This window comes from Marinobacter salexigens (assembly GCF_018860765.1).
In the GTDB taxonomy this organism is placed as follows: domain Bacteria; phylum Pseudomonadota; class Gammaproteobacteria; order Pseudomonadales; family Oleiphilaceae; genus Marinobacter; species Marinobacter salexigens_A.
Genome location: NZ_JAHKPV010000019.1, coordinates 555,532 through 572,546 on the forward strand (window position 1 = coordinate 555,532; position 17,015 = coordinate 572,546).

Here is a 17,015-nt window from a genome sequence, read left to right on the forward strand (position 1 = left end):
GTACTTAGTGACCGCAAATGAAATAGGAGAAGTCGATTATGAATATGAACAAGCTACTCGTATCCATTACTGCATCTATTGCTCTTCTGGCTGCCGCGCCCACCATGGCAGAGCAAAATCAGCAAAGCCCAGCAGCCACCGGCGATTCTAGCGGCTATTCGAATCCTGCGGCTGCGGGATCACAAAAGACGAACTATAACGATGCTGAACTGAAAAAGTTCATCGCAGCGCAAGAGGGCATCACCGAAGTGCGCGAAGAGTACATCGAAAAAATTGAAGCGGCGGATTCTCAGGAAAAAGCTCAGAAACTGCAGACGAAAGCCAACGATGAGATGGTCTCAGTCATCGAAAAGTCCGGCATGGATATCCCAACCTATAACGCCATCGCGACCGCCTATAGCAGCGAGCCGAAAGTACGTAACCGCATTGACGCGCTGATGTAATCGAGCGTCGACACCGGATTAGTTGCTCGTCAGTTTAGCCCCGCCTAGCGGGGCTGCTTATTTTGTAAAACGGACAATAGACTTGCATCAATCAACCGACCGAGACGGGTACAGAAACAAACTTTACACCCTGTCGCGCCAACTCCGCTGAGCCGCGGGCTGTAAGCTCAGAAATAAACTGGAACTGCTCCTTGGGGTCGAACGGATAAGCTTTCAAACGGTAATGCATGCCCCAGGGCTTATTGAAAACAATCACCAACACAGGCTGCCAAGTTTTTGTTCGCGGGCTGGTAAAAGCGACGTCTCTAAGTAGATCTCGCACTCTACTAACATCATGGTTGGCCTCAAGGTGGAAATCTGCCACACACATCAAGTTATCTGTACCGTCGTTACCGTTGGCAATGAGTGAATTCCAAAGCTTGTTGTGAGGAATAATCACAACCGTATCATCGGGGGTGACAATCTCGGCAGCCCGGGTACCTATGGCCCGTACTGCGCCGTATTGCCCATCAACTTCGATCCAATCCCCTGGGCGATAAGGCATCTCATAAAGAGTAACAATGCCTGCAATCAAACTGTTGGCGTAATCCTTGAAAGCAAAGCCCAGCGCCAGAGCCAGAGCGCCAAAAATGGCCACCATATTTTCGAACGATGGCTCCACCAGAATTGGAACCACGATCACAATCGTAGCGAAGATAATCAGCAATCGTAGTAAGGGCACAGATGCCAACAGGTAAAGGCGAGGCTTGCCACCGAGTTTTTCAGCAACGCGAGGGAGCACCTTCTGAACCGCCACCGTGATCAGCGAGGCAATGACAACAACCAACATCGCTTTCAACAGCGCCTGCCCGGTTATAGAGGCGAAGGCGTCTTTAACTCCCAGATCCTCAAACATAAAACCTCCTAGAACTGATCAAGTGGAAATCCCCAGCTCTGCAAGTGGCGTCTGACCGTGGGATACCCTATGGGTGTAACCTGCCAGCGTTGATCAAGCGGATCACAGGTGACCAACTCAGCGCGCTTTAACCGTGACAAAACCAAGCTCAATTCGTATGTGGAAACACCGGTAACCGCCTCCAAGGAGGCCATATCAAGGCCGTTATGCAGTAACAACCCGTGTAATACAAAGCCGGTAACACTCTCTTTGCTCTGAGGCATACTCGGAAGGCTCAATCGACCCAACGGCACAACCCAGCAATCCGCTGCCCGGCTCTGCTTGTCGGTTCTATCGTCGGTTTCCTCCAGTTTGGCGTCATCATCTGGCCGGGCCCGCAGGGACCTCTGCCAGATGGCTAAAGCTACGCCGGGGTTGCCGCGGGAGGTAGCTGCTAAATCACGTAAAAACGTGCTGTATTTGCGTTTTTTACGGCTTTTGCTGTTTTCAGCGGCGTCGGCCTCCGCCATAGGTAATACATACAGGCCATCGCCGGTCATTCTGGCAACAACCGTTGATTTGCCATTACCCGACGCCAAATAGGTAAACCAAGCACCTAGCCGGTCGGCATCCATGGGCGCTGGCGTCCAGGGCGACATCTGGGCGTTCTCAAGATAGTGCCCCCAATATCGCCAGCACCAGCTTGAACACCCCACAATGCCCACGCCGGAATCACCGTTCGCGACTCGGCGAAACAGCTCCCGGATCAAACCTAGACCTGAAAGGCTTCGTAGCCAAAAATCTGCCAACTCTGGAATCACCCAGGGGCGCGATAAATCCTGACGATCCCACCATTCAGACGCTTCCTGATCGTCAAAACACAGCGTGTCCGGCGGCGCAATTACTCTCCATGTTTCACTGCTGGTCTCAATAGAGTCGGACTGTTCAGGCTCTGAGAATCGCGTAAGCGCCTGCTGCATACCTGAGAAAGGCGGCGCTACCAAGCAGACCACTTCACGATTGAGCGAACCATCTGAGCGGGCCTGTTTTAAGCTACAAGCAATCGCTTCTGCCTGGCGGGCATAGTCCGGCTCGGGCGCCAATCTTCGCTGCTGTGCGGCAGACAGCTCCGGCAGTTCATCCATGCTTTCAAAGGGTTCTTCCGCCTGTGACACGCCTGCCTGCAATTGCTTTAGGGCATGGCGGATCGCGTCTTTCAATGAGCGCCGTACAGAGGTTTGTGGCAGTGCCCATTGCTCAGCAGGCATTAAACCACCGGGAAGACACGAGGCAGCCTTGTTGTCGTTGGTGTTATCCTTCAAAAAAACAGCTCCTGCTTGGCCAGTGGTTGCTTGACTTACTCAGGCACTAACCAACTGTATTCATGGGAGAGGTCTAGTACAGACTCGCCTGCAATATCTGCAATCATGGCAGAAAATCTATCTTCAAACCCCCACGGCGGATTAACGACCAGCATGCCCGAACCAGTCATGCCTCGCTCGGGAGGCGATTTCAGGTGCACCTCGCTGCGCCACACTTTGCGTAGTGAGCTGTCTTTCACCGCCTGCTTCAGCGTGGTATGCAAACCGTTGGTAAGAATGGGATACCAAATAAGATAAACGCCGTGGCGGCATTTGTGCCAGGCTTTCTGGAGAGTCGAGGCGACATCCGAATAGTCAGACTTTATTTCGTAGGAAGGATCAATCAGCGCTATCAGTCTAGGCTGGGCAGGAGGTAACTGCTTCAATAAGCCCTTTAGGCCATCGTCGTGAATTACACGTACCTTCTGGTTTGCGGCCCAGTCGGCAAGTTGGCCGCTTTCGGTTGGGTGTAACTCAAACGCCGTTAAAGAGTCCCCGGGGCGCAAGAACCGGCGGAACCAAGCCGGGGAGCCCGGGTAGACCGTTAACTGGCCCTCGCCCGCGTTGAAGCGCGACAGCACCTTTATAACAGGTTGCCAATCTTCAGAGATTAAAGCACTCCGGTTCGCCCAGAGCTTTTGCACGCCTGCATCCGCTTCCGACGTTTTACGCGCCCGCTCGCTCTTTAGGTCGTAAATGGCGCTACCCGCGTGGGTATCAAAGCAGGCAATGGCCGATGGCTTCGCTTGCATCATAGAGGTGGCAAGCGTTAGCGCCCCATGCTTTTGAACATCCGCAAAGTTTCCGGCATGGAAGGCGTGAAGATAACTCAACATGTATAAGCTCCCTAGTAACAGGAGCTATTAGGCCCGAGCGTACGCCGTCAGTGCAAGAGAGCATCCGAAAAAGCAACCGCTATGAATACATTAACCAGAATTACGATTGCGAGAAGTTGGCTGACATACAGCGCAGGATTCCTGCTCACTCTGCCGCACACTGGTTCTATCCACCGACTTGCGAAGTGATTGCCATGCGGTGAAAACAGTTTTTGAAGACCCTGCCAAACGCACTACTGATGTACTCATGATGCTTCCTTCCCAGTTAAAAACCCATCCAGATCGAAATTTAGCAGCACAAACATTATTTGCAAATGATTATCATTAAAATTTAATATTGAAAGATATCTTGATTAATAAACCTTGCTCTGCGTCAAGGTTTTCTTGCGTTGTGGCGCTTTAGTCAACATAATTACGAACGATAATACATCCTATTACCATAACCGTTCATCGAAATCCGGAGTTCTCTATGAAAGCACTGTTTCGACCAGCCCCTCTTGCGCTCACTATTGCCGCAGCTATGAGCGCAGGCTGTGCCAATACCGCCACGTCTGATTCAGCAACCTCACAACCTGCCACCAAAGCCTCAGTTGTAGAGCACTACGCGAACTTGGCCCACGCTGGATATGAGGACGCCCTGATTACCGCAAAAGCTCTGAATAAAGCGACAGACAAACTAATTGCCAATCCCACAGAAGCCAACTTGCAAGCAGCCAAAGAAGCTTGGCTTGCCGCACGAGTGCCATACCAGCAAACAGAAGTGTTCCGTTTTGGCAATGCGATTGTTGATGATTGGGAAGGGCAACTGAACGCTTGGCCTTTGGATGAGGGCTTGATTGATTATGTACAAGCCGATGACTATCAATACGAGCTGGGCAACTCTGGCGCAACTGCAAATATCATTGCGAATAACAGTGTCAACGTAGGCGGCGAAACCCTAGATGTGACCAACCTCACCCCGGAGTTGCTGGCAAACCTGAATGAGATTGGCGGATCAGAAGCAAACGTTGCCACCGGCTATCACGCCATTGAGTTTTTGCTCTGGGGTCAGGACCTGAACGGATTTGAGCAGGGGAACGGCGAGCGCCCGGTAACCGACTACGCAAAGGGCACAGATTGCACTAACGGTCATTGTGAGCGCCGGGCCGAGTATCTTGACGCCGTAACTGACTTACTGGTGTCAGATTTGGACTGGATGGTAAATCAGTGGGCAGCAAATGGTTCCGACAACTATCGCAGCCAGCTAATGAATGCCGACTCAGATGAAGGCGTTCAGAAAATGCTGTTTGGCATGGGCTCCTTGTCGTTGGGAGAGCTGGCTGGTGAGCGAATGAAGGTAGCACTGGAAGCCAACTCCTACGAAGACGAGCACGATTGCTTTAGCGATAATACTCACAACTCCCACTACTACAACGCTCAAGGCATCCAGAACGTATACACTGGCAGCTACCGCCGCGTAGACGGCAGTTTGGTGTCCGGACCATCTCTGTCTGACTTGGTTGGGCAAAACAACCCCGAGCTGGACGCACGCTTGAATGGCCAACTTGGAGCTTCCATGGAAGCTCTGGGCGCCATGAAAACCAAAGCCGAAGCAAGCCATAACCCCATGCTGTTTGATATGATGATCGCGCCGGGCAATGCTCAGGGCGCAAGCATTGTTAACGGTGCCATCATGGCGCTGGTTGAGCAAACTGGCTCCATTGAGCAGGCGGCCCGCCAACTAGGCCTTGAAGCCCTATCACCAGACGATGCTGGCCACACTTTCTGATCAATAACTAGAAAGTGACTGATACCGGGGGCACCTTCAGCCCCCGGCATTCAAGGAACAAGAACAAGCCATGGAAAGCCTGCTTTGAACAGAGCGGATTTTCCATGGCTTATTCAATTGTATGGTAAGAAATAATGACCAGAAAACGACTCATAACGGGGCTGTTGCTAGTAAGCATAAGTGTGCCGGTACACGCAGCCTCCCACGCGGGCTTTCCGTTACAAGATACACCCGATACCGGTGGCGACGGCACGGTTCAGCAATTCGACACCAACGCCTACTCTCTGCCTCAGGGTAACCTCTCCATGACGAAACGTCTGGATTTCAGTGTAGGCAACAGCTTCTTCCGCAACCCCTGGGTTGAAGCGCCTGCTAGCACCACGGCCCGGGATGGCTTAGGCCCCTTGTTTAATACTAATTCCTGTCAGGGCTGCCACATAAAAGATGGGCGCGGTCATCCGCCCGGCGTTGATGAGCCGCCCGTATCACTGTTCTTACGCTTGGCTGTTCCGGCAAATCCGGAGGTAGACGCGGACATTCTGCTTACTCATGGTTTTAAACCTGCACCGGTTTACGGCAGCCAACTGCAAACAGCCGCCCTACCCGCATTTAAACCAGAAGCGAGTATGGTGCTTTCATGGAACAAAATAACCAAAACTCTAGCTGACGGCACAGAGGTCGAACTTAGAGAGCCTGTTTACAGGATAGAGAACCCGAACTACGGCCCACTGCCCGAAGATCTTCTGATTTCTCCAAGAGTTGCACCTCCGATGATTGGCATGGGGTTGCTCGAGGCAATTCCAATTTCTGACTTGGAAACCTTAGCAGATCCACAGGATGCAAACGGTGATGGCATTTCAGGAAAGCTGAATCAGGTCTGGAATCTGGAAACACAGCAAACTGCCCCCGGCCTTTTCGGCTGGAAAGCGGCGGAACCCAATGTTCACCAGCAAAGCATGGGCGCCTTTGCAGGCGATATGGGGCTAACATCCAGCCTAAAACCTACTACCGACTGCACGCCGGAGCAAAAATGTGAACAGTTTCCGGACGGCGGCCAGCCAGAAGTCAGCGACAAGATCGCAAACTTTGTCACCTTTTACGCCAAGAGCTTAGCGGTGCCCGCACGACGGAACATGGAGAACCCTTCCGTACAACGAGGCGCGCGGTTATTTAACGAAGCCGGGTGCGCAGGGTGTCACACTCCACGACACACCACCGGGACCGACCCAGATCGGCCGGACTTGAGCAATCAAACTATCTGGCCTTACACCGACATGCTGCTGCACGATATGGGCCCTGCCCTTGCCGATGGCCGCGATGAGTTTCTGGCAAACGGAAGCGAATGGCGCACCCAGCCACTTTGGGGCATAGGTTTGGCGCAAACCGTTAATCCGCAAGCCGGTTTTTTGCATGATGGTCGAGCGCGCACGGTGGAAGAGGCCATTCTCTGGCACGGTGGCGAAGCAGCCCCGGCTGTAGCCCAATTCAGCCAATTCAGCGCCGACAACCGACAAGCTCTGCTCAACTTCCTGAATTCACTTTAACGGAGCCTGATATGAAGCGACTAATACTGACACTCTTTCTGGCCTCGTCACTGATCACCGCGCCACTAATGGCAGCAGACGCCAACGGCGCCAATGAGTCGACAGCTGTTTATCGAACGCAATGGCATAAAGATATGCTAGCGGGCTACCAGAGTCTGGCAACACAGAGCCAAGCGCTGGAAAGCCAAGCGCAGACCTACTGCCAAAGCCCGTCCTCTGAAGAGCTGGAGGCAACTAAGCGCCTTTGGTTGGATGCGTTTCTCGCGTGGCAGCAGGTGCGCTTTATAGATTTTGGGCCTGTAGAAGAAAATAACCGTGCCTGGCAATTCCAGTTCTGGCCAGACCCAAAAAATTTGGTTGCGCGCAAAGCTTCCTATTTGCTCAAAGACGAGGCACCCATTACACCTGAAAAAATTGGTGAGTCCGGCGTCGCCGTACAAGGCTTTCCAATGGTTGAGTACCTGCTTTACGACCAGACATTTAGTAGAAGCGAAAGCGCCCTTCCGGCAGGGCGTAGTTGTCAGTTGCTAGTGGCCGTGACCCGTCATATCGCCCGCAACGGCGAAACGCTGGCTAATGATTGGAAAGGTTTTCAGAGCAACTACCTTGGCAGCGAGCAGTACACAGATACAACTATTCGTGCCGCCATGGCTGGACTGGAAATTCTTGAGGAGCGTCGTCTGGCCACACCCATGGGGTTGCGCGGCAATGGCAAGCGCTCGATTTACAGCGCTGATGCATGGCGCAGCGGAGCCAGCCTAATCGCCGCAGACGCAAGTGTTCAGGGGCTAAAGAAGCACTTCATGCCAGCCTTTTCAAAGCTCCTTAATGATCGTGAGCAAACCGACTTGGCTAAACGGATTGAGCAACAATTTGAGGAAGTACTCGCTAACTTTCCCGAACTCGATCGCCCGATGGCACCGTTGCTGTCTGACGACAACGCATTCAAACCCCTTCAAAGCCTTTATGTAGACCTCACACAGCTCACTGCTCTGGTGAATGATCGGGCTGCGGTTGAGCTTGGAGTTGTACGCGGCTTTAACTCCAGCGATGGTGACTGAGGAGCAGCCAATGCCTGAACTGACTCGCAGAAGCCTGATTAAGGCCACGCTTGCTGGTAGCGCAGCACTCACCTTCTCAGGTTGCGGTATGCTACCGCGCAAAGCTGGCAGCAATAGCCCACAGCAGTACACGGGGGCAATCGGTTTGGCAGACGGTCGATTTGCGGTGGGCGCCATAGCCCCGAGTGGGCAAATGCTATGGCAGGCCCCGGTTAATACTCGCTGCCATAGCGGCTGCAACCGACCGGGCACCGCCGAAGTACTGTTCTTTGAACGCAGGCCTGGCTGGGCGTTCTACGTACTTAACAGCAAAACGGGCGAACAACGGCACCGCATTGAAGCGGTCAAAGGCGAGCATTTTGTGGGTCATGGCGTATTCTCGCCAGACGGTCGCTATTTGTACGCTCCCGTTAACCGCTATGAACCCGGAGAAGGCATTATCGCAGTTTACGATAGCCATCAAAATTATCGACGGGTGGATACCTTTGAGCTGAACGGCATAGGCCCACATCAGATCACCATGCATCCAGACGGCCAAACACTGGTGGTGGGATTGGGGGGCATACTTACTCATCCGGATTACGATCGCATCAAGCTAAACCTGCCTACCATGAAGCCTGCACTGGTGATGATGGATAGAGTCTCAGGCAATATTCTCGCTCGGTTCCGGCCATCCCACCACCAACTCAGTACCCGGCATGTCGATGTGTCGCCAAACGGCACCGTTTTCGCAGCCTATCAATACCAAGGCCCAATCCACGAGCTACCGCCGCTCGTCGCCCGCTACCACAATGGGCATTATGAAGAGGTTGACTTTGGTGAGTCCGTTCACCGGGAGCTGGGTAATTATATTGCCAGCATAGTTGCGCATCCGGAGAACGAACTGGTCGCCATTGCCTCTCCGATTGGAGGCACAGCTCTGATCTTCAATGGACGCACTGGAGAGGTGATTGAAAAAAGCGCCATTGCAGACTGTGCTGGCGTTGAAGCACTGGCAGGTGGGGATTTTCTGGTGTCCTCAGGGCGTGGCAAGCTGGTTCGCATGGGCAAGGGAAAGCCGGGCGTAGAGGTCGCCAGCATGCCCGTTCAGTGGGACCATCATCTGGTGTAAAAGCCCGTAATCTGTACTTTAAGAGTTCAGGGCTTTATTCCGGGGGTCAGGACCGTATTCCGGGGTTCAGGAGCGCCTGCCCGGCTGGTATCCTTGGCTATCCATTTTCCGGAGGACGCCGGCTTGTCCCAGCAACAGACACCTTCACAGAACAATATATCGCCACAAGAAAGCACCGACGCAGCAACCGGCACTCTGGAACGCTCAGTCGACCGGCTCTATAGCCTGATTGCCAACGAAGAGGACGCCCGTGTCTGCAAAGACATCCCGGCGGAAGCCTGCCATGTGGTACCTCGAAATTTCTTCCTGATTTTGGCAGCCAACGTGTTGACCAAGCTGGGCGACCTGCTGATCAGCCCCAAAACGGTGCTTGCTTGGTTGATGAGCGCCATTGGAGCGCCCGCACTGGTGGCATGGCTTGTGCCCATCCGGGAATCCGGCTCTATGGTGCCCCAGATGATGATCGCAGCCTGGGTTCGCCGTAAACCTGTGCGCAAATGGTTCTGGACTCTCGGCAGCTTAGGTCAAGCGGCCAGTGTTTCGGCCATGGCTGCTTGCGTCTGGTTTCTTGACGGCTATACCGCCGGTAGCGGCATTATTGCCGCGCTGATCGTGTTTTCTCTATCGCGGGGCTTCTGCTCTGTGGCCATGAAAGACGTTCAGGGAAAGTGTATTCCGAAAACTCGCCGAGGTAGGCTCTCGGGCCTTGCGGCCACCATAGGCGGCACCGCTACTGTTGTTTTAACGGTGTTACTGTTCTGGGAGCGCGGCGACCCCACTTTGGCATTTTATAGTCTGTTACTTCTGCTCGCCGCCGCGTTGTGGATCATTGCCGGGCTGCTGTTTGCTGGTGTCGATGAACATGAGGGGGAGACTGGTGGCGGCGGTAACGCTCTCGCTGAAGCTCTGCATAGCCTGTCGCTGCTGCGCGATGACGCACCCTTTCGAAACTTTGTTATCACTCGTGCTTTGCTACTGTGCTCGGCACTGGCCTCGCCCTATTTCGTTGTACTGGCTCAGAAGGAATCGGATACTGGTTTAATGCTTGGCGTGTTTCTTTTGGCGAGTAGTTTGGCCAGCTCGGTATCCGCCAGCTTTTGGGGCTGGATGGCAGATACTTCCAGCCGGCGAGTAATGATTCGTGGCGCGGCTATTGCCAGTGCGGTGTGTTTGGGCGTTGGTCTAACCGCCATGTTTGCCGGCACAGGTGTTGGCAACGGCTGGTTTTACCCACTAGCCTTCTTTACATTGAGCATTGCCCATGCAGGCGTGAGACTGGGCCGAAAAACCTACTTGGTAGATATGGCAGGGGGCAACAAGCGCACAGATTACACTGCCGTCAGCAATACTGTGATCGGCTTTTTGTTACTTGCAACCGGAGGGCTAACTGCCCTGCTCTCACTGATATCAAACTCAGCGGTGATTGTGGTACTTGGCTTGATGGGCCTAGCTGGAACTCTTAGTGCCATTCGGCTCAAAGAAGTGACCGAGGGCTAGGCTACCCAGCCCTCGACTAGCTATTTAAACCGGGTGCTTTGCCGTCATTCAGCGCTAAGGCGCCCTTTACAATGCGGTAGATAACCCATATTGCGATACCAATGAGAATGAACCACCCGATAATAATAAAGCTGGTGACAACACCAATAACGGTCCACAGCAAGCCTATCCAGAAGGTGCGAATCTGCCACCGGAAGTGCGGCTCAACCCAAGTGTCGCGAACATCATCCAGTTTTATGTAATTGATGATTACACCCGCCAGCCCGGTAATGCCTCCTAGAAAAAACGATAACCCCTGAAGTATGTAGACAACAACCGCAAGATTACGTGCAGGATCAGTTCTGCGTGACAACTCATCCGCGTCATCATCGACAGGAATGTATTCCGGATCTGCCAAGGCATCTCTCCTTTTTAAGTGTAATCCCAGAGTCTATCACAAGCCATTGAGCGGTTTTCCCAGCCACAGGATCAGTGATTATCTGGACGGTATCCAAGCCGGAAACCACCCCAGTGCCGTCCATTTACATATATCGGTACCGAAAGATCATGCATTACTTCGCCGGTATCGCGCCTATAGGTCTGCAGCAACATATCTGCGGTATGGCTGCCACAACGGATGCCTGTACGATCATTAAACAAACGCTTGCTGCGACTGCGCACCAGATCAACATCTGGGTCTCCGGTGGGCGCATGGGCAAAATCCCTGTTATGGGTCGGAATGTAGCCATCCGGAGCCGCAACAATCGCAAATACCAGCGCCGGATGCGAAGCCTTTATCTTTTCCTGAACCTCAGGCAAAAACTGATCAGTAAACGCATCGAAGCTGCTTGAATATTTGGCAGGCTGAGTACCGGGGATCGGTTTTCTTGTTTTATCAAACAACGTGTTTTCAGTGAGTTTGCCATCGCGCACAGCCTTCTCAAAAATTTCTCCGATGTGCTCAGCGCCCGCACACGCCTGATCGTAAAAAAACCGGTGATAGCTGGAAACACTATTTAACGCAAAGGCCGCATTGCCTACTTCCGCAAGCTCCATCAGCGTAGCGGCCTGTTCCGCAAGAGAAACAACGTTGGTATCACTTTCAGAGATCTGATCTCTAACGGTTTCAATGGCAGAAAAAACATGAGTTAGGCTAACTTCGTTGTTCTGATCAATTTCAGCAATGCGTGCCACCTGTTGCTGCACTCGATTTGACTGATCCCTTATTTGATCAAGCCGCTCGCCAACGGTTTCTACGGAATCTAAGCCCTCCTCAACACTGCGGGCCAGGTCTTCGATGCGGGTCACAATCAACGCAGTATCGGAGCGAATCTCCTGCAGGGTTTCCGCTACCTCACCCGTTGCCTGAGCTGTGCGCCCCGCCAGCTGCCGAACCTCATCGGCAACTACGGCAAAGCCGCGCCCCTGGTCACCGGCCCGGGCCGCTTCAATAGCCGCATTCAGCGCCAGTAGATTGGTTTGTTCCGCAATGCCCTGAATGGTAGCGGTTACACCCTGAATCTTGTTAGATTTATCGTTAAGCTCCTGAATTAGTCGCAGGTTTTCGCTGGACTGCTGATGCACCACCCGAATGCTCTCGATTGCCGCAGTGAGCGCCTGACGACCTTCTGTACTGGTCTGCCGATTCTGCAGAGCCATGGTGGAGGCTTCGGTTGCTTGTTGTGAGGATTCCCGCACGGTTTCCGTAATCTGCCCAGCATAGTCTGCCATCTGGGCAGTTTCTTGAACTTGGCGCTCAAGCTGTCCTTTGAGCTGATCGGCAGCGAACGATACCTGCGCCGCTGATATAGCATTTTTATCCGCACTCCCGGAAAGCGCCTCCACTAAAGCCCGCCCCGATTGGGCGTCGGCAAGGAGCGCCTGACAGCGGGATCGAAGTGGGTGATCTTCTTCCAGTGCGCCACTATTCAAATCATTGAGGCCACGGTCAATCGGCTCCAAAACTCTAACAATCAAAAAGCCCGCAGCAGCCACAAGGCCGATAACCAAGCCTATTACCAGCGATGTCGGGTCCAAACCTAACAAGGGCGCCACCAAAGCAGAGGCAAACGCAAGAACGATGCTGATTGCGCCTCCCCAAAACACAGTTGCACGATTAAGCAACCCCATAAAAACCTCGTCATTGTTATTGTTACTGATGGGTACACGGTTATCCGGCCAATTTAGAGACTAGGGAATTGAAGCGGGTTAATAACTCATACTTTAGTTGATTTAATGAATATAACGGCCAAATTAGACCTTTCTTAAACAAAAAAACCGCAAACCCCGCGTGCCTCTTTGATCAGGCTGCCGGATTTGCGGTTTTCTATGGGAGTTAAATCTTCGTTCAGGCGCCCACAACACCATTATCGTTGCGGGTAACGATAACCGTTGCATCCCGAGGGTGGTCACCTTCGTTACCAAAAGGCCAGTCCTTCGCTGGGTGCTGAATATTCACGAACATGGTTTTAACATCCGGCGTAGTTACGACTCCCGTTACCTCACAACCCTGAGGCCCCACGAAGAAGCGCCTGATATCCCGGGTGGCAGGGTTGGCTGCTAGCATCATATTATTCTGATACGGCGGGGCGTCGGAGCCATCAGTTTGAATCCAAAGACGCCCGTTGTAGTCGAACCACAAACCATCCGGGCTGTTAAAGATATTCTCATCGGTAAGCGACACAACGACTTCTCCGTCTACTACCGTTTCTGTCCCCTGAGTCCCGCCAAAGACAAATATATCCCACTGGAAGCTTGTTGCTGCAAAGTCGCTGCTACCTTCGCTCCAGCGAATGATATGACCCGTGCGGTTCTCTGCCTGAGGGTTTGCGGCATCAACCTGTTCCTCGGTGCGGTTGGAATTATTAGTTAGGGTGAAATAGACTTCACCGGTATTAGGATCAACCGCGCCCCACTCTGGCCGGTCCATGGGCGTAGCCCCGGCAATATCTGCAGCCAAACGCGTATTCAAAAGAACATCCGCCTGATTTTCAAAGCCCTCAAACTGCACATCGCCAACCATCGTGCCCTGCGCTGCTTCCACACGGGCCATAAACGCTGGATCATCAAGCGCTAAAGCGAGCCAGTCGCCGGAGCCATCTTCGTTAAAACGCGCAACATACAGAGTGCCCTCATCTAACAGGTAACCGCTAGCGGTTGCGGCGTAGTATGGCCGCGAAGAAACAAACTTGTAGATATACTCAAAACGCGAATCGTCGCCGGAATAGCAAACCACCGGTTTGCCTTCTTCTACGGGTGCAAAGATCACACCCTCATGCCCAAAACGACCAAGAGCGGTGCGCTTCTGAGGTTTGCTCTCAGGCGTAAACGGATCGATTTCGACCATGTATCCAAAAGTGTTCGCCTCGTTACGATAGTCGTCCACAGCGCTCTCGGCAGTGGGCGTTATATTGAACCTAACGTATTGATCATCGCCACCTTCAGCAAGCTCCCAGTCATAGCGGCTGGCACTTCCAACGCCATGACGGGTTTGTTCCCGTGGTGGCGTTGCCGAGCCATTAGCAAAGTAACCGTGCCAGTTTTCCTCCGCCGTAAGATAGGTTCCCCAAGGCGTCAAACCCATTGAGCAATTGTTCAAGGTGCCGCGAGTTTGAGTGCCATCTTTACTGAAACGCGTTGAAAGCTTCTGGTAACCACGTACCGGGCCGCGGATATCCATCTCGGTATTGCCCGTAATCCTACGATTGAAAGGGCTTCCAAACACAATATCCCAATTGCCTGCACCGTCTTGTTTTATATGGACAACAGACACGCCGTGAGCAGCTACCTCCTTACGCACTTCATCGGTAGGGCGCATACTATTCGAGGTATAAGTGGGGCCGTCCGGGTGTAGAGCACTTTGGTTGATGTACTCATGGTTCATCACCAGCAGCCCCTCGTCAGAACGGCTGCCACCAGCTTTGAAATCAATCGGAAAGAAGTGCATACCGTCGTGGTGCATGCCTACCTGCTGCTCTTGATCCGCTCCCGAATTAGAAGCGTCGGCCCTAAAAGCCGGGTAGGAACCAGTAATCGGCGTTCCCCAAGGCAAGAACGCTTTGGCGGTATAGCCTGTTGGCACAACGACAGAGTTCGCAGTTGAAACAGCTACAGCTTCAAATCCAAGTTCGGTTGCGTTGCTCATACCCCCATCTGGATCGGTTGTTCCGTTTCCATCATCATTCTTGCTATCACTTCCACAACCGGCAAGCCCAACCCCCATAAGGCTGGCCAGAGCCGCGCCAACGCCGCCTTTCATCAGAGTTCGACGCTGCATGCGCGTCGCGAGCACGTCTTGGAAGGCCCTATTGCCGGCATGGTTGACAACAGGTTCGTAATCGGGATCCAGATAATTGGGATCAAGGTCATGCTTGGCCATATATTGTCTCTCTTTGTCTTTCTCAATATTCAACAACCGGGGTGTTGTCAGAAAGGCAGTATCGGCGGGCGAAATGACAATGCGAGGACGATAAAAAGACAAAACCGTTAATCTTTTATAAAAGACTAACGGTTTTGGTGTGCTCTAGCAGGAATGCCCAAGCGCAGGTGGTAAGCGCCAGGGCAAATAAGCGCGTAACTAGCCGCTTATTTAGTTACGTCGTCATAACCTTCCTCGATGGCGTCGCCTGCATCTTCAGCAGCATCGCCCATTTCTTCGCCAGCGTTTTCGACGCCTTCTTTCATTTCGCCCATTACACCTTCGTCTTGGCCGGTAGCTTCTTCATAAGTCTCTTCAATTGAATTGCCAGCATCGTCCATCATTTCTTCAGCGTTGTCCGCAGCTTTATCAAAATCAGCTCCCTCGTCCTCGGAGCTGCAAGCAGCAAGACCCAAAGTCAAAAACATAATAAAAGCGCTGAGAGTTAACTTATTCATCACATATCCCTCTGTCGGTAAACGTTTGTAACCGTGTACAGGGTAAGGCCATGTTCGGCACCACACAATTACTTGCAGATTACCCTTTGTTTAGCCGGCGCCTATAAAACTGCCTGTAAAGGTCTGAAAAGGAACGAAAATTCACGATCGAGCCAACTAACCCACACCCCCGAACCCGCCTTGTCATTTTGCGCCAACCTCCCAAACAATATTTATTATTGTTGCATTGCAATATTGTCCGACATAAATTCATACAACGCGCACTGCAATGGAGAACAACAATGAATGCCAAAACCCATGACACCGTTGGTTTAAAACCGGATTCAAAAACAGCCAATACACCAGTAGAGAACCCCACAGCAACCAACGTTGTTGGAAAGTGGAAAGACCCCAAGCGATATCTCTGGCTACTCGGGCCCGCCCTGCCCGGTATAGGTTTGGCGGCGCTAACCGGTTACGCGATAGCACCTAAAAAGCTCAAGGTGCTTGCTTGGACTGGGCCTGCATTGGTTCATGGTGTTATTCCAGCGTTGGACCGCGCCATTGGGGAAGACAAGAGCAACCCGCCGGAATCGGCAGTCAGTTCTCTGGAACAAGACAAATATTACAACCGCATCGTTAAGGCGTTCATTCCCACCCAGTATGCGATGACGGTGATGGGTGCTTGGCTTGCTAGCCGCAAGAACACACCGGTTGAGGATAAGATTGGTCTAACGCTGACTGTTGGCGCCATCAACGGAGTTGGCATTAATACGGCTCACGAATTGGGCCACAAATCCAATAAATTCAACAAACTTCTGGCCATGGCCGCATTGGCACCAACGGGCTACACCCATTTTGTTGTTGAGCATAACTTTGGCCATCACAAACGCGTCGCGACGCCGGAAGATCCCGCCAGTAGTCGTATGGGCGAGAGCTTTTGGAAGTTCTTACCGCGTACAGTGTTTGGCGGTATGAAGTCTGCGGTGGAGATTGAGAAGGAACGCTTGGGCCGCAAAGGCAAGGGGTTCTGGTCTCTGGATAACGAGCTACTTCAGGGCTGGGCCATGAGCGCTGGTTTCTTTGGTGCGACGACCTTGGTTTGTGGGCCTCGGGCCGCTCCGTTCCTTGCGGCTCAAGCGGTTTATGGTGCCAGTTTGTTGGAGAGTGTGAATTACATTGAGCACTACGGGCTACTGCGCCAGAAAGATAAAAACGGGAAGTATCAACGCACCCAACCTGAGCACAGCTGGAACAGCAATCATATTGTGACGAATCTGTTTTTATATCAGTTGCAGCGTCACTCAGACCATCACGCCCACCCGCAGCGCAGTTATCAGGCTTTACGTCATTTTGAGAAAGCTCCGCAGTTACCGGGTGGCTATGCATCTATGTTAATGCCCGCTTATGTGCCGCAGTGGTGGTACGAGACGATGGATAAGCGGGTGATCGATCACTACGAGGGCGATCTGAGCAAGATCAACTGGGACCCGGACCGCAAAGCGGAGCTGATGGCGAAGTATGCAGATTATGCTGCTGAGGTGGCGGCCAAGGCTGCTGCTCGTCGGGAGGAAGAGGCTAGTTCGCCTTCGGAGAAGGCTGCCTGACTCCAAATATTCGGAAACTCGAGCTCGGGGTTGCTGGCCTCGAACTTTTGGTGCGGGCCGCTGGTGGGCTCTGCCTCTCA

Annotated in this window: 15 protein-coding genes; 7 read left to right on the forward strand and 8 right to left on the reverse strand. The window is 52.8% G+C overall.

Annotation, left to right across the window (positions count from 1 at the left end; all coding sequences use genetic code 11):
• Positions 1 to 38 precede the first annotated feature (38 nt).
• Positions 39 to 443 (forward strand): DUF4168 domain-containing protein, encoded by a 405-nt coding sequence (locus tag KO508_RS13085; RefSeq protein WP_252738095.1) that lies wholly within the window; start codon positions 39 to 41, stop codon positions 441 to 443.
• A gap of 91 nt (positions 444 to 534) precedes the next feature.
• Here KO508_RS13085 and KO508_RS13090 read toward each other — a convergent pair whose 3' ends face one another.
• The 4 genes from KO508_RS13090 to KO508_RS13105 form a co-directional block, all read right to left on the reverse strand.
• Positions 535 to 1,338, reverse strand: coding sequence for a mechanosensitive ion channel family protein (locus KO508_RS13090; protein WP_216008741.1), 804 nt, complete (start codon positions 1,336 to 1,338; stop codon positions 535 to 537).
• An 8-nt stretch (positions 1,339 to 1,346) separates the two neighbouring features.
• The gene (locus tag KO508_RS13095) at positions 1,347 to 2,639 is read right to left on the reverse strand and encodes a hypothetical protein (RefSeq protein WP_252738096.1); all 1,293 of its coding nucleotides are present in this window, start codon (positions 2,637 to 2,639) and stop codon (positions 1,347 to 1,349) included.
• 35 nt (positions 2,640 to 2,674) lie between these two features.
• Entirely contained in the window at positions 2,675 to 3,514 is an 840-nt protein-coding gene (locus tag KO508_RS13100) for a 23S rRNA (adenine(2030)-N(6))-methyltransferase RlmJ (protein ID WP_216008742.1), read from the reverse strand.
• Between the two features lie 90 nt (positions 3,515 to 3,604).
• Positions 3,605 to 3,763, reverse strand: coding sequence for a hypothetical protein (locus tag KO508_RS13105; RefSeq protein WP_216008743.1), 159 nt, complete (start codon positions 3,761 to 3,763; stop codon positions 3,605 to 3,607).
• Between the two features lie 220 nt (positions 3,764 to 3,983).
• Between KO508_RS13105 and KO508_RS13110 the strand changes: the two genes are divergently transcribed.
• The 5 genes from KO508_RS13110 to KO508_RS13130 all read left to right on the forward strand — a co-directional run bounded on the left by KO508_RS13110 (position 3,984) and on the right by KO508_RS13130 (position 10,495).
• Positions 3,984 to 5,282 (forward strand): imelysin family protein, encoded by a 1,299-nt coding sequence (locus tag KO508_RS13110; RefSeq protein ID WP_216008744.1) that lies wholly within the window; start codon positions 3,984 to 3,986, stop codon positions 5,280 to 5,282.
• A 134-nt stretch (positions 5,283 to 5,416) separates the two neighbouring features.
• The gene (locus KO508_RS13115) at positions 5,417 to 6,826 is read left to right on the forward strand and encodes a di-heme oxidoredictase family protein (protein WP_216008745.1); all 1,410 of its coding nucleotides are present in this window, start codon (positions 5,417 to 5,419) and stop codon (positions 6,824 to 6,826) included.
• A gap of 11 nt (positions 6,827 to 6,837) precedes the next feature.
• Entirely contained in the window at positions 6,838 to 7,887 is a 1,050-nt protein-coding gene (locus tag KO508_RS13120; protein ID WP_216008746.1) for an imelysin family protein, read from the forward strand.
• Positions 7,888 to 7,897: 10 nt separating this feature from the next.
• Entirely contained in the window at positions 7,898 to 8,998 is a 1,101-nt protein-coding gene (locus KO508_RS13125) for a DUF1513 domain-containing protein (protein ID WP_216008747.1), read from the forward strand.
• A gap of 195 nt (positions 8,999 to 9,193) precedes the next feature.
• Complete coding sequence (locus KO508_RS13130) at positions 9,194 to 10,495, forward strand: MFS transporter (RefSeq protein ID WP_216008869.1); 1,302 nt, start codon at positions 9,194 to 9,196, stop codon at positions 10,493 to 10,495.
• A gap of 16 nt (positions 10,496 to 10,511) precedes the next feature.
• Here KO508_RS13130 and KO508_RS13135 read toward each other — a convergent pair whose 3' ends face one another.
• The 4 genes from KO508_RS13135 to KO508_RS13150 form a co-directional block, all read right to left on the reverse strand.
• Entirely contained in the window at positions 10,512 to 10,892 is a 381-nt protein-coding gene (locus tag KO508_RS13135; protein ID WP_216008748.1) for a DUF4870 family protein, read from the reverse strand.
• A gap of 71 nt (positions 10,893 to 10,963) precedes the next feature.
• Entirely contained in the window at positions 10,964 to 12,604 is a 1,641-nt protein-coding gene (locus KO508_RS13140) for a methyl-accepting chemotaxis protein (protein WP_216008749.1), read from the reverse strand.
• Between the two features lie 217 nt (positions 12,605 to 12,821).
• The gene (locus KO508_RS13145; RefSeq protein ID WP_216008750.1) at positions 12,822 to 14,852 is read right to left on the reverse strand and encodes a PhoX family protein; all 2,031 of its coding nucleotides are present in this window, start codon (positions 14,850 to 14,852) and stop codon (positions 12,822 to 12,824) included.
• 206 nt (positions 14,853 to 15,058) lie between these two features.
• Complete coding sequence (locus KO508_RS13150) at positions 15,059 to 15,349, reverse strand: hypothetical protein (protein ID WP_216008751.1); 291 nt, start codon at positions 15,347 to 15,349, stop codon at positions 15,059 to 15,061.
• Positions 15,350 to 15,630: 281 nt separating this feature from the next.
• Here KO508_RS13150 and KO508_RS13155 point away from each other — a divergent pair, with 281 nt between their 5' ends.
• Positions 15,631 to 16,935 carry an alkane 1-monooxygenase gene (locus KO508_RS13155; protein WP_252738097.1) on the forward strand — a complete coding sequence of 435 codons (1,305 nt, stop codon included), beginning with the start codon at positions 15,631 to 15,633 and terminating at the stop codon, positions 16,933 to 16,935.
• Positions 16,936 to 17,015 lie beyond the last annotated feature (80 nt).